General features: G+C 65.3%; 10 protein-coding genes. 4 read left to right on the forward strand and 6 right to left on the reverse strand.

All coding sequences use genetic code 11. From position 1 onward, the window contains the following. Both NZN28_RS12105 and NZN28_RS12110 read left to right on the forward strand, forming a co-directional pair. A partial coding sequence (locus NZN28_RS12105; protein ID WP_295398535.1) for an alkaline phosphatase PhoX occupies positions 1 to 279 on the forward strand: 279 nt, incomplete at its 5' end. A gap of 42 nt (positions 280 to 321) precedes the next feature. Beyond that, positions 322 to 750: a Rieske 2Fe-2S domain-containing protein gene (locus NZN28_RS12110; RefSeq protein WP_295398537.1), complete on the forward strand. Its 429-nt coding sequence runs from the start codon at positions 322 to 324 to the stop codon at positions 748 to 750. Positions 751 to 1,306: 556 nt separating this feature from the next. Here the strand turns inward: NZN28_RS12110 and NZN28_RS12115 are convergent. Continuing rightward, positions 1,307 to 2,134: a hypothetical protein gene (locus NZN28_RS12115; protein ID WP_295398539.1), complete on the reverse strand. Its 828-nt coding sequence runs from the start codon at positions 2,132 to 2,134 to the stop codon at positions 1,307 to 1,309. 103 nt (positions 2,135 to 2,237) lie between these two features. Here NZN28_RS12115 and NZN28_RS12120 point away from each other — a divergent pair, with 103 nt between their 5' ends. After that, on the forward strand, positions 2,238 to 3,233 hold the full coding sequence (locus NZN28_RS12120) for an asparaginase (protein WP_295398541.1): 996 nt from the start codon (positions 2,238 to 2,240) through the stop codon (positions 3,231 to 3,233). Positions 3,234 to 3,473: 240 nt separating this feature from the next. On the opposite strand, the gene NZN28_RS12125 is transcribed toward NZN28_RS12120, so the two are convergent. Then, entirely contained in the window at positions 3,474 to 4,724 is a 1,251-nt protein-coding gene (locus NZN28_RS12125; RefSeq protein WP_295398543.1) for an esterase-like activity of phytase family protein, read from the reverse strand. Between the two features lie 91 nt (positions 4,725 to 4,815). Here NZN28_RS12125 and pyrF point away from each other — a divergent pair, with 91 nt between their 5' ends. Further along, positions 4,816 to 5,595 (forward strand): orotidine-5'-phosphate decarboxylase, encoded by a 780-nt coding sequence (gene pyrF, locus NZN28_RS12130; RefSeq protein ID WP_295398545.1) that lies wholly within the window; start codon positions 4,816 to 4,818, stop codon positions 5,593 to 5,595. Positions 5,596 to 6,080: 485 nt separating this feature from the next. Here the strand turns inward: pyrF and NZN28_RS12135 are convergent, their stop codons facing one another. From NZN28_RS12135 to NZN28_RS12150, 4 genes are all read right to left on the reverse strand, one after another. Beyond that, positions 6,081 to 8,858 carry a hypothetical protein gene (locus tag NZN28_RS12135; RefSeq protein WP_295398547.1) on the reverse strand — a complete coding sequence of 926 codons (2,778 nt, stop codon included), beginning with the start codon at positions 8,856 to 8,858 and terminating at the stop codon, positions 6,081 to 6,083. Positions 8,859 to 8,971: 113 nt separating this feature from the next. Further along, entirely contained in the window at positions 8,972 to 10,465 is a 1,494-nt protein-coding gene (gene pxpB, locus NZN28_RS12140; protein ID WP_295398549.1) for a 5-oxoprolinase subunit PxpB, read from the reverse strand. 54 nt (positions 10,466 to 10,519) lie between these two features. Further along, positions 10,520 to 11,272 (reverse strand): LamB/YcsF family protein, encoded by a 753-nt coding sequence (locus tag NZN28_RS12145; RefSeq protein WP_295398551.1) that lies wholly within the window; start codon positions 11,270 to 11,272, stop codon positions 10,520 to 10,522. Between the two features lie 182 nt (positions 11,273 to 11,454). Then, positions 11,455 to 12,267 (reverse strand): TRAP transporter large permease subunit (locus tag NZN28_RS12150; RefSeq protein WP_295398553.1); only part of this gene is annotated, 813 nt, incomplete at its 5' end.

Here is a 12,267-nt window from a genome sequence, read left to right on the forward strand (position 1 = left end):
CAGGACAGCTCTCTCCGCAAGAACGACGCGGTCTACGCCGTGCCCACCCAGGGCCCCGAGCGCGGCTACGTGCGGCAGTTTATGTCGGGCCCGGTGGGGGCGGAGATCTGCGGCCCCATCTTCACCCCGGACAACAAGAACTTCTTTGCCGGCATCCAGCACCCCGGTGAGGGCGGCACCCTCGAGAAGCCCGTAAGCACCTGGCCCGACGGCACCAACGTGCCCCGCCCCTCGCTGGTAGCCGTGCGCAAGCTCGACGGCGGCCTGATCGGCGGCTAAACCCCCAGCCCCCCTCCCCCCTGCTGGGGAGGGGGCTTACTCATGAAGCAGCGGATGGCCCTCCAGGGACTGCTGGGCCTGTGCGTGGGCATAGGTGCTGGTCAGCAGCCCCGCGTGCAGGTTGCCAGCAAGCACTGGTTCACACGCATCTGGAGCCACGTAAACTTCCAGTACCTGGGCAAGCCCGCCACGGTGATCCGGGTACCAAAGCCCCAACCCCCCGGCCCCCAGCACCTACAGGTGGGGCCGGACTTTTATTTGGCGGGTTACCTGCGCGAATGCCCGCACAACGGCTGCGAGGTGCGTTTTCATCCCTCGGCAGAAAACCTGCTTATCTGCTACTGCCATGGGAGTCTGTTCCGGCGGGCCGATGGGCGCCTGGAGGCCGGGGTGGCCAACGAGGATCTGCCGGGCCTCAGGCTGGCGCTCGAGGGCGAGCAGGTTGTGGTCGTGGGCCTGACAAGCGCTTGAGCCGGGTAGAAATGGGGCCTAGAGTGCCTCGGCGAATACCCCAAAGCCGTCTCTGCCGTGCTGTGCAACCGAACTTTCAACGATACTCAACACTGGGTCACATAAAAGCCATTTCAACCACACCTGCACGGGGAGCGAATCAAGCCAATCTTAGCCTGCACTCGATCTGTCCCTCCCCTACCTTGCGGGAGAGGCCAGGTGCGGTGGGGCTGACCTGGCCCTTCACGCAACCAGCAGGTTGAGGGTCTTGTCCGATACCCTCCCTACGCGGTAGGGAGGGGCCTGAGGGCTATCACTCTTTGGAATCTGTGGGCGTGTATGGGTAGCTTTACGACTGAGTAATATCGCGCTTTTCACCGACGTGGCTGCCCACGAAAACGAGAAGGGACAAAGAGACGTGCCTCACCTCGGTGAGGCACGCTGGTCTGCGTTGCGTCTGGGCCAAGACGCATGTGTTCGAGTTTCCAGGCGGCCCCTGTTCTGTTCAGAACCAGGCTTTCTCGAACTCGAATGGCTCATAATATGCGAAGAGCGCTCTAACCGCACCCAAGGGCTGCTAAACCCCACAGCCCCACTCGAGCACCTTCACAAACTGCTGGCCATTCCAGCGCCAGACCGTGCTGCCCCAGCCCTCGTGCACCCAGTCTTCGGTAATGATTTCCATCTTGCCGTCACCGTCCAGGTCGAGGATGGCCCCAATGCGGCGGGTAATCATGGTGGGCATCCCCTCACTGCCATCGAAGGGCTTGTCGAGATGGGTCACGTCCAGCACAAACGTCCGCAGGTCGGTATCGCTCAGCAGCATGCGAACCATCACCAGGCCATAATCGCCGACCTGTTCGGCATAACGGCCCTCAACCATACCCCCGCGAAGCGAGAAGCCCGGCTGGTTCGCGCTCAAAACGACCTCCTCGCGCCCGTCGCCATCGAGGTCGGTGCGCAAGGCCTGGGTGAGGTTGGGTTCTCGCTTTATTTTCCGGCGGCTCAGTTCGGCGGCCACCGCCTGGCGGTGGGCGGCCCCCGGCCTAAAGGCCGCCACCGCCCGCGGCTGGGGGTTCCAGGGGGCCGAGAGGGCGTAGGCAGGGTACTGCATGGCGCGGCGCTCGAGCAGCGCAATGGGCGTTTCCCGGTTCCAGTCGCAAATCTCGGGGGTTTTCAGCCCCCCCGAACCCTGGGCCTGGTTGATGCGCCCCAGTGGGTCAAACACCTGGTAACGGCGGGCCTCGAGGCGGGTTAACTTTTCGGCCTCCAGGAAACGCCCGCCCTGAAAAGCCCCCACCACCACCGCATTCTGCGCATCGTTCAGGCGCAGCAGCACCGCGCCTTGCGGGGCTTGCGCCACCGACAAACCCAGCATCAGCCCAAGCGTCCACAGTCTGTGCATAAGGCCAGGGTAGCAGAACCCGATTCGAACTACATGTTGTAAGAACCATGCTCTTACAGCTAAAGGCTTACAACCCTCGGCCCAAAACGATAGGCTATTCGCAATGAACGCCTATACCTATGCCTATCGTGGGAACCTGATTGAAAACCGACACAAGATTTCCCTGGCCATCGTAGGGCCTCAAGGCAACCTGCTGGCCTATAGCGGCAACCCCTACCTGGCGGCCCATATGCGCTCCTCGGCCAAGCCTTTTCAGGCCCTGGCCCTCTACCTGAGTGGGGCCATTCAGCGCTTTGGCCTCACGCCAGCGGAGGTAGCCCTGACCTGCGCCTCCCACGACGGCACGGAGGCACACGTGGCCATAGCCGCCAACTACCTGCGCAAGATTGGGCTGGACGCCGGTTATCTGGCCTGCGGGGCTCACCTGCCCTTCGACCCCGCCGCGCGTAAAGCCCTCCAGCAGTCCGGACAGCCCGCCACCGTCCTGCACAACAACTGCTCGGGCAAGCACACCGGCATGCTGGCGGCGGCCTTGGCCCTGGGGGCAGACCCCCAAGGCTACGAGCAGCCCGAACACCCGGTGCAACAGCTCAACCTGCAAACCCTGCGCGACCTCTCCGGTCACCACCGCATCCCCTACGGGGTGGATGGGTGCAGCGTACCCACTTTCGTGCTGCCCCTGGCCCCTGCCGCCCGCATGTTTGCCCTGCTGGCCGAGCCTCTGGCGGCGCCGCCCCGGTACCAGGAGGGCCTCGAGGCCGTTTTCCGGGCCATGCAGCAACACCCCGACCTGGTCGCCGGGCCCCAGAGCATAGACACCGTTCTGATGCAAAAACTACCCCAGCTGGCGGCCAAGCGCGGCGCCGATGGCTACTACGGGATGGCTCTGCGCAATACCCGCTGGGGCAGCATCGGCATCGCCCTCAAGGTGGAGAGCGGCTCCAACGAGGCCCGGGAACCTATGGTGGTTCGGCTGCTGGAGGAGCTGGGCGTGCTCTCGCCGGAAGTGGAGCTGGAATGGCGCCGGCCCCCGATTCGGAATGTGCGGAGGCTCGAGGTGGGCTACCTGGAGGCCCGGCTCGAGCTGGCCTGGGTTTAGGCCGCAGTTGTTGCCGAAAAGAAAGCGCTCGAGGCGGGCCGGTTGGAGGATGGTGCCGATGCGAAACCACCGGCAATCATGCAAAGACGCTGGCCGAAAAGCCGGGGGTGCATGACCCCCGGCTTGTGTTGCCCACAATTCCTGCCGGATTCAAAAGGACGGTTGGGAAAGCCAGAAGCCCCGAGGCTGTGTTTTTGAATCCCGGAGTACACCCTTTGGTCGGGTCAACCGAATCTGGTATCAGCGCGACTGACCCACCCCAGGCGCCGGGCGCAGGGGCGCAGGCAGGCGAAGCCAGATAAACTCGTTGGCGTCCTTGATCTCGGCCCCCCGGCCCCCGGTGGCCGGATAGTTGTTGTCGTTGGTGACCAGAAGGGTGTTGGGGTCAAGCACCAGCACCGCCTCGATGGTGAAGTAAGGGAAGCGGAAAACCCCGCCCTGGGTGCTGGGGGCCAGGCCGCGGGGGTCGGCAATGTTCAAGAGGTCGGCCACCAGTTCCTTTACAAAAACCCCGTTGGCGTCCCGCCGGGTGAGGTCAATCTTGTAGATGCGTTTGAAGCGGGCCTCGGCCCCCTGGCGGCTGTCCCGTTCGATCACCAGATACTCGTTGTCGTTGATCACCGCTAGCTCGCCGATGGCGTGGCTGGGGTCGTCGAACAGGTAGCGGCCCAGAAGGCCCACCCAGCGCTTGGCCTGGGGGTCGAACTCCATCAGGCGTACGGTGCCGGCGGGGTCGCCCGAGACGGTGCCCTCGAGCATTGCATAAATCCGGTTGCGGGCGGGGTTGGTGGTCATGCCCTCATAGCCGCGGGAGGTAGGCAGGTTGGCCGGGCTTGGCTGGCCGGGGGCTACGGGGTTCATGACCAGCGCCGGGTTTTGCGGGGCCCGCACAAAGTCCTTGCTGGGGTCCTTGCCAGCGCCAAAGTCCGGGGTGGCAAAGGGGGGGTCCAGCAACACCCCGTTGGCGTCAAAATGCAGCAGGTACGGGCCAAACTCGTCTCCAACCCAGATGCTTCCATCGGCTGCAATCACAAACGACTCCGGGTCGAAGTCGAAGCCGGTCAGGAGCCGTTCGGGGGTGTTCTCGTTCAGGATGGGGAAGGGCACCAGCCGGTTGGGGTCACGAAACTGGACAAAGCGATTCACCTGCACCGTAGCAGGGCCGCCCTGGGCGGTGCGGGGCTGGGGGGTCACCAGGTAGAGCCTCAGCAGGTAGTCGGGGCTGTTGGCCTTGGAGCCGAAACCGTTGTCCGAGAGCACCCAGTAGCTGCCGGGCTGGGGGCCGAACTGGATGGCGCTGAAGCCCTGCACCGGCTGGCTGGCAAAGGGCGCCCGGGCCGCGCGGAAGCCGGGGTTTTCCCGGTAGGCCCCACTGGCCGGGCCCTCGGCGAAGGTATCGGCTGGTAGCGCAGCAAAGCCCACCAGCTCGACCTGAGGAGTCTGAGCCAGGCCAAAAGCAAGCGCCACGAGGCTCAAAACGCGTTTCTTCATAAACACCTCCGGAAGGAATTGTTCTCAAACCTCGTCAGCCGGGCTTCAATGGCGTCTTGAAAACCGGTTGACAACCGGTAGGCTTGAGGCGATGGAGTTTGTTGAAGCGGTCACCCAAAGACCACCCCTAGTGCTGGGAGTGGATCCGCGCCCTGGGCTGCACGGCCAGGCCCCCCTAGCGCACATCCGCCGATACACCCTGGAGCTTATGGAGGCCCTGGCGGAATCGGTTGGTGCAGTGAAGTTCCAGGCCGCTTTCTTTGAAGCCATGGGGCCAGAGGGCTTCGCGCTGATGCACGAGCTAATCGTGGGGGCCCGGGTGCTCTCGCTGCCGGTGATTGTGGATGCCAAGCGGGGCGATATTGGCAGCACCGCCGAGGCCTACGCAGAGGCTTACCTGAAGACCTATCCTGGCTCGGCCCTGACGGTGAACCCCTACCTGGGTAGCGACGCCCTCGAGCCCTTTTTCAAAGCCGCCCAGCAATCGGGGGGTGCGGTGTTTGTGCTGGTCAAGACCTCCAACCCCGGCTCCGGGCTTTTCCAGGATGTGCCCCTGGCCAGCGGGGGCGCTTTGTACCTGGCGGTGGCGGATTACCTGGCCGCTGAAGCCGAGCGTCAGCGGGTCGGCGGCTGGTCGCGCGTGGCGGCTGTGGTGGGCGCTACCTATCCAGAGCAGGTGGGCGAAGTTCGGCGCCGCTTGCCGCACTCGTTGCTCCTTTTGCCCGGTTTGGGCGCCCAGGGGGGAGGGGCCATCCGGGGGCCGGGGCTGCTCAACTCGGCCAGCCGGGCCATCTTTTATCCGAACGGACGGCCCAACCTGGAAGAGGCCGTTCACCAGGCCAAACAGCTGCTGGCTGCCCTCACCCCTTGAGCCTTGCCAAAGACGGCTCGGTTCAGAACAAGCAGGCCCATTGGTCCAACTTCTGGCCCACAAGCCCCTTTCAAGGATGGACAGGGTGAACCTGGGCAGTCGGAGGGGCGTGGGTCTCCCAACACCTGCCCCGACCCCGAACCCCAGCTCCCAGCCCCATCACCCCTCCGGTTTGCAAAGCCGTCTTGCATGAACGGTAGCAGAACCCAAAGCCAAAGCGACTCCCTCCCAGGCCCAGAACCGCAAAGAGCGCTGTGCCAGCAATCACTTTTCCCAAAGCCCATTCACAGCTTTCGCCGCCATTGCCTCAAACGGGAGTGGGCAAAAAGCGCCTAGGGCGCTCTTCTTTAGATATTTAGAGCCATTCGACTATAAGAAAGCTTTGTCCTGGACAGAACAGTGGCCGCCTGGATAGGCGACTTCTGTGAAGGGCGCTCTAAAAAACCGAACTCGAGGGCAAACGCAAAATCCCGCACGATTGGGCATCATTCGCGCTTGAGCGCCTGCTTGAAGACCTGTGGAGCAAACTCCTGCAAGGCCCGCACAATCCCGTTGATGCCTCGGGCCCGACCCGGGGTGACGTAGACCGGCACCCCCAGGCGCTGGGCTTCCAGTCGAACCGGCTCGGAAAGGTCGTGGCCCACGTAGCTGCTGATGATCAGCAGGCCGTGGGCGCGCTGCAAGCGGCTTTGCAGGCGACGTATGAACTCCCGCCCGACGGCATAGCTGTCGGAGTCGAACCAGTCAAGCTCGAGCCCCCGGGATTCCAGCAGGGGCACCATCCGGCTTCTGAGCTGGGTGTGACCCCCGACCACAATCAGGTACTCTCCGTGGAAGCGCGGCAGGCCCTCTTGGAGGAGGGTCTGGGGGGTGGTGCCCGCCAGCGCATCCGGCGTGCCGTCGAGCAGGCTGAGTTTTTTGGAGGTGGCTTTGAGTTCGTCGAGGTATAGCTCGAGGTCGGGGTCTTTGGGGTTGAGAAAAATCAAGTTTCGCAGGATTTCGCGCGAGAGCTCGAGGTCTTTCTCGGTGTAGTAGGCCACCTCGAGGGCCTTGCGCCACATCTGGGCCGCGCGCTCGTAGGCCCCGGTGCGCTCGTAGTGCTCAGCCAGGTCGTAGAGCACCTCGAGGGCCTCGGGGTTTCGCTCCCTCTCGGCCAGCAGGAGGCCCTCGGCGCCCAGGGTTTGGCCGGCGGCATACAGCGCGGCCAGGTAGCGCCCCCGCACCGTTTCGGCTTCGGCGCTTTGGGAGAAGCCACGGGATAGCCGGTAGGCTAGCTCGAGGTGTTCAAGCGGGGGTTCGCTGGCCTGCTCGAGCTGCTGCACCAGCATACGAAAGGCCTCCCAGGGCCCCTCCAGGGCCTCGACCAGCCGCAGCACCGGCTCCACATCCTGGAAGTGTTGCAGACCCGCCTCGCGCACCCCGCCCAAAAACTCTCGGGCCAGCGCCGGCTCCCCGGCCTCGAGGGCCTCCAGGGCCAGCCGGTATAGCGTCGAGGCGGGATAGGCCTTTTTCGCATGGGCCCGTTTATGCTCGCCCAGCACTTCCAGCAAGGGGAAACCCAGGGAGCGCTTGGAGCGGGCCAGAAGGTCGTAGGCGGTTCCCGCCACTTCTCCTTTGAGCCCGCGAACAGCCCGCTCCAGGTAGCGCACGGCCTCGTGGTGCCGCCCCTCGCGGTGGCGCAACATACCCAGGGCCAGCAGCGCCGTCGCGTCCTCGGCCCGTGCGACCGCATCGGTGAGGTAGGGCTCGACTTCCTTAAGGTCGTTCAGGGGCACTTTTTCCAGCGCTTCTGGCCCCCGCACCTTCAGGCCCGCCAGGGCCAGTCCCAAGGCCCCCTGAGACTCGCCCAGCACATAAAGCTGCTGGGCGTAGCGGGCCGCACGGCCCCACAAACCCTGCTGCAAGGCAGCCTGAAGGCCCAGGCCAAGAAGCGCCCGCGTAAGCAGCGTGGGCGACAGGTCTTCCACAAACTCCACCAGCCGGCTGGCCTCGCTCCAGTCGCCCTCCCGGCAGTGCCGCCGGGCCCGTTCCTCCATGCGCTCGAGGGCCCCCTGCAAATAAACCTCGGCCTCGGGCAGGCCACACTCATACAGCTGTCTCAGGGCCTCGGTGAGCCGGTTCAGTCCCAGGTAGGCCTTGCCCAGGGCCAGCTTGAAGCGCCCCCCCCGGCTGGCAAGCTCCTCCAGGCGGGGCAAAGCCCGGCGGTAGTCCTCCAGTTCGGCCCAGCACAGCACCCGCAAATCCTCGGCCTCCGGACGCCCCGCCCGGGCCAGCACCTCGTCGGCCTCGGCAAAACGCGAAAGGGCCCACAAAGCCCGCCCGCGCAGGTAAGCCAGCTCACCCCCCAAGCTGGCCGGCACCCGCGATAGCACCTCGGCATAGGCGCCCTCCTCGAGCAAGGCCCAGAGTTCGTCGGCGGTTGGGGGCCGAACCACCTCCGCAGCGACGGGCGCAGGCAGAGGGGGGGCTGCCTCGAGCCCAGCAGCCGGGAGGCGCAGCGTTTCGGGCATGCGCCCGACCATGAAGGTGTAGTGCCCCTCGCCCACCTGCTGCACCTCGCCAAAGCCCAGCTGATGCAGGCCGTCCAACACGGCTTGGGGGTTCTTGCCCAAAAAAGGGCCGTGGGCATAGACCAGCGTGCCACCCGGCTTGAGCAAGCCTTCCAGGCCCCGCAAGCGCCTGAACAGGTCGAAATGCTGCCAGTAATCGGGTTCCTCGAGGGTCTCTGGCAAACCCCCCAGGTACCCCTCGGGCAGACATGAAAGGAGCAGCACCGCATCCATTGGGGGCAGGTCTTGCGGCTCGGGAAACCACCCCTGGTGCCATTGCACGGCGTCGCCGGTGCGGGCTTCGCCCAGCACCACGGCTTGCGGCACCCCCTCCAGGGCGTGCCATTCCAGCTCGGGCCGGGCCTCCTGCAACAGCCTGACCAGGGCTCCGGTAAAAGCCCCCACCTCCAGCACCCTGCCCGCTGCCGGAAGATGCGGGGGCAGATGTTGCAGGTAAAAGTCTATGTAGGGCAGGTGCATGGCATAGACCAGGCCCTCCAGGCGTGGGTGGCCGAGCAGGGCGGCATAAAAACTTCGCACGGCTTCCAGGTTGCCGCCCTCGGCCTCGAGGTAGGCTTTCCAGGCATTCTGTATGGGTTTTCGTCGGGAGGGGCTACCGATTCGCCTGGCCAGCTCGGCCTCAAAGCGCCCCGGCGAAAGGGGGGCCTCGAGGTGAAACTGACTGCGGAAGTATTGTTTGACGCGGGTATCCATACCTGCTCCTGGCCAACCGGGTCTATGGTTGGAGGGTATTTTGGCAAGCCAAAGCCAGGCTGTAAATAGCCCGGACTTCAGAGCAGGGAAGGAATACCGCCCGGCCCTTTCCTTTACCCCGCCCTGACAAACCGCACCTTCTGCCCCGGACGCAGCTGGGCCAGCCAGGCCAGGTCGGCCGGGTGCACCAGGGCCGGCTTGGCATAGCCCCCGATGCGGCCCCGGTCGTTGAGCAGCACAATGGGCTGCCCCTGGGTGGTTATCTGCACCGCACCCAGGGGGGTGGCCTCGCTAATCAACTCACCGCCCGGAACCTCCGGCCCCGCCAGGCGAAGCCCCATCCGGTCGCCCGATACCAGCTCGTAGGGGGCTGCACACAGCGCTTTTAGGGCTTCTGGCGTGTACTGCGGCCCCGGCAGCAAGCGCACCTGCCTGGGCGTAAGGGCCGGCTGGCCCAGGGCAAACCCCCCTCGAGCCCCCCTGAGTTCCGCCACCCCCAGCACATCCCCCGCTCTCAAGGCCCGCCCCAACCGTCCCCTCAGGTCGGTGCTGGCGCTCCCCCAAAAACGCCCGCTCTCAATCCCCCCGGCCAGCGCCAGATAGCCCCGGGCCCCTTCTCCGGTGGGGCGAAAACCAAGCACGTCCCCTCGTCGCAAAGAGAAGCTCCGGGCCGCCCCCACCGGCTCGTCGTTGACCAGCGGAAGCATCCCGTAGCCTGCAAAAGCCACCACCACCGGGGCCAGGACGCTCAGGACGGGGCCCTTCAGGGTTAGCTCGAGCAAAGGCGCACCGGCTGGATTCCCCACCAGCCGGTTGGCAAGCCCCGCCGAGCGGGTGTCCAGGGCCCCCGAGGCCGCCAGCCCAAAGCGCCCTGCCATCCGCCGTCCCCCGTCCAGCACCAGGTCGAGCAGCCCTGGCTCCTCTACCCGCAACACCGGCCTGCGGGGCTCCCCCGGCAACAAGGGGTGTTCGGCAGGCACTGGGGGCGTCTGGCCCTCGGCGGGCACAAACTGCACCCGGTCGCCGGCCTCGAGCAGGAAGACCGGCTCGCGCTGGGGGTTGTAGACCTGGCTTAGCGCGCTTCCAATCAGATGCCACCCCCCCGGCGAGGGCAGCGGATAGATGCCGGTCTGGCTGCCTGCAATGGCCACCGCATGGGCCGGCACCTGAGGTCGCGGGGTGCTGCGGCGGGGCAGCCGCAGGCGCTCGGGAAGCGGGCCCAAAAAGGGAAAGCCGGGCGTAAAGCCCACTGCAAACACGTGGTAAAGCGGGCTGCTGTGCAGGCGCACCACCTCGTCAGTCGTGAGGCCGGTCTGCAGGGCCACCCAGGCCAGGTCGGGGCCGTCGTAGCGCACAGGAATCTCCACCAGGCGTCCTGCCTGGGGGCTGGGGGTTTGTTCCAGATTTCGCCGAACCCAGCGCTCCACCTGTGCCCTGGAGACCCGCTCGGCGTCGAACTCGAGGTAAAGCTTCACATAGCCCGGCACCAGATCGGTCACCCCCGGCAGCGGGTCGGCCAGCAGGGCCTGCACCAGCCGGTGCATGCGGGCGCTGGCCTGAGGGTCGAGGGCCTCGGAAAAAGGCAGGTAAAAGCCGAGAAGCCTCATGCACCGCAGGATACCCCGTTGCGCCCCCGCCTCGGATGGGGCGCACCTGTGGGTTCAGTAGGTCTGGATCTGGATGCCCTCGGCCAGGAGCGCCTCCCGGATGGCCCTGGCGATCTCCACAGCGTTGGGATTGTCCCCATGAATGCAGAGCGTCTGGCAGCGCACCGGCACCATCCCCCCGTCCACCGCCTCCACCTCGCCCCGCACCACCATCTGCACCGCGCGGCGGGCCGCCTCGGCGGGGCTATGAATCCAGGCTCCCGGCGTGCCTCGGGGCGCGAGTCGCCCATCGCGGCTGTACCCCCGCTCGGGAAAAGCCTCGGCTACGGTACGCAGCCCGAGCCTCTGCGCCTCGGCCTCGAGGGGCGTGTGCGGCAACACCACCAGCGGAATGGCCGGGTCGAAGTCGCGGCTGGCCTGGGCAATGGCCCGCGCGGTCTCGGGGTGTTGGGTGGCCCGGTTGTAGAGGGCGCCGTGGGCCTTGATGTGGTGCAAAGGCATCTGAACCACCTTCAAAAAAGCGCTCAGGGCCCCCACCTGGTAAAGCACATCGGCGTACACCTCGTCCGGGCTGGCGGCCAGCTCCCGCCGCCCAAACCCCACCCGGTCTGGAAAACCGGGGTGCGCCCCCACCGCCACCCCAGTCTGTTGGGCCAGCTTCAGGGTGCGCCTTATGGTCAGGGGGTCGCCCGCGTGAAACCCACAGGCCACGTTGACCGAGCTAATCAGGGGGAACAGCTCCTCGTCCCGCCCCAGCTTCCAGTGGCCGAACGACTCGCCCGCATCGGCGTTCAGGTCGATTTGCATGAAACCTCACTTACAGCCAGCTCGGGGCTGACAGGGTGAAAGCCTATTGTCGATAGCCCACAGGCGATAGCCAAATGCGGACAAACCAAGGAGCAAGAACCATCAAACATCAGCAATCACCTGTTCTTGGGCATGGGCTATTGGCAACTTGATCCACAATCACCTTCAGCTTTCAGCTATCTTCAGCCGCCCGTCATCGTTTGAGGCAACCAGGTCACAATCTCCGGAAAAACCGTGATAAGGGCTGCCGCCAACAGGAGCATGAACAAAAAGGGCAGGGCCGAGCGGGCAATGGTAAAGATGTCTCGTCCCGAAAGGCCCTGCAACACAAACAGATTGAAGCCCACGGGCGGGGTAATCTGGGCCAGTTCCACCGCAATCACCAGAAAAATGCCAAACCATAGCAGGTCTATGCCCACCGCCTTGGCCAGGGGCAGGATCACCGAGGTGGTCAGGACAATGATGGAGATGCCGTCCAGAAAGGCCCCCAGCACCAGAAACAGGGCCATCAGCACCGCCAGGAGGGCGTACTTGGAAAGCCCTAGCTCGCCCACCCAGGCGGCCAGGGCCGCCGGGATGCCGGTAAAACCCATGGCAATGGAGAGCACCGCCGCCCCGGCCAGAATGAAGCCAATCATGCTGCTGGTACGAACCGCCCCCATCAGGCTCTCAAGCAAGCCCTGCCAGCTCAGGCTACGGCTCCAAAAGGCAATAATCAGGGCTCCCAGAACCCCCAGGCTGGCTGCCTCGGTAGGGGTGGCCACGCCCGCATAAATGGAGCCTATGACGGCCACCATCAAAAGCAGTACCGGCAGGATTTTCAAGAGCCCGCGCAGGCGCTGCCCAAGCGGTATGGGCGGGTCGGGTGGGGGCATCTTTGGTGCGTTGAGAAGCCCCGCCAACATCACCCAGCCCATAAACAAGAGCATTACCAGAAGCCCCGGCAGCAACCCCGCTATGAAGAGCCGGGCCACCGAGACCTCGGCAGCCACTCC

Origin of the sequence: Meiothermus sp. (assembly GCF_025056915.1) — a bacterium.
Lineage (GTDB): Bacteria > Deinococcota > Deinococci > Deinococcales > Thermaceae > Meiothermus.

Excerpts from the sequence above, each read along its gene's own strand:
- NZN28_RS12110 (WP_295398537.1), top strand. The coding sequence starts at position 322 with ATGAAGCAGCGGATGGCCCTCCAGGGACTGCTGGGCCTGTGCGTGGGC.
- NZN28_RS12115 (WP_295398539.1), bottom strand. The coding sequence starts at position 2,134 with ATGCACAGACTGTGGACGCTTGGGCTGATGCTGGGTTTGTCGGTGGCG.
- NZN28_RS12120 (WP_295398541.1), top strand. The coding sequence starts at position 2,238 with ATGAACGCCTATACCTATGCCTATCGTGGGAACCTGATTGAAAACCGA.
- NZN28_RS12125 (WP_295398543.1), bottom strand. The coding sequence starts at position 4,724 with ATGAAGAAACGCGTTTTGAGCCTCGTGGCGCTTGCTTTTGGCCTGGCT.
- pyrF (WP_295398545.1), top strand. The coding sequence starts at position 4,816 with ATGGAGTTTGTTGAAGCGGTCACCCAAAGACCACCCCTAGTGCTGGGA.
- NZN28_RS12135 (WP_295398547.1), bottom strand. The coding sequence starts at position 8,858 with ATGGATACCCGCGTCAAACAATACTTCCGCAGTCAGTTTCACCTCGAG.
- pxpB (WP_295398549.1), bottom strand. The coding sequence starts at position 10,465 with ATGAGGCTTCTCGGCTTTTACCTGCCTTTTTCCGAGGCCCTCGACCCT.
- NZN28_RS12145 (WP_295398551.1), bottom strand. The coding sequence starts at position 11,272 with ATGCAAATCGACCTGAACGCCGATGCGGGCGAGTCGTTCGGCCACTGG.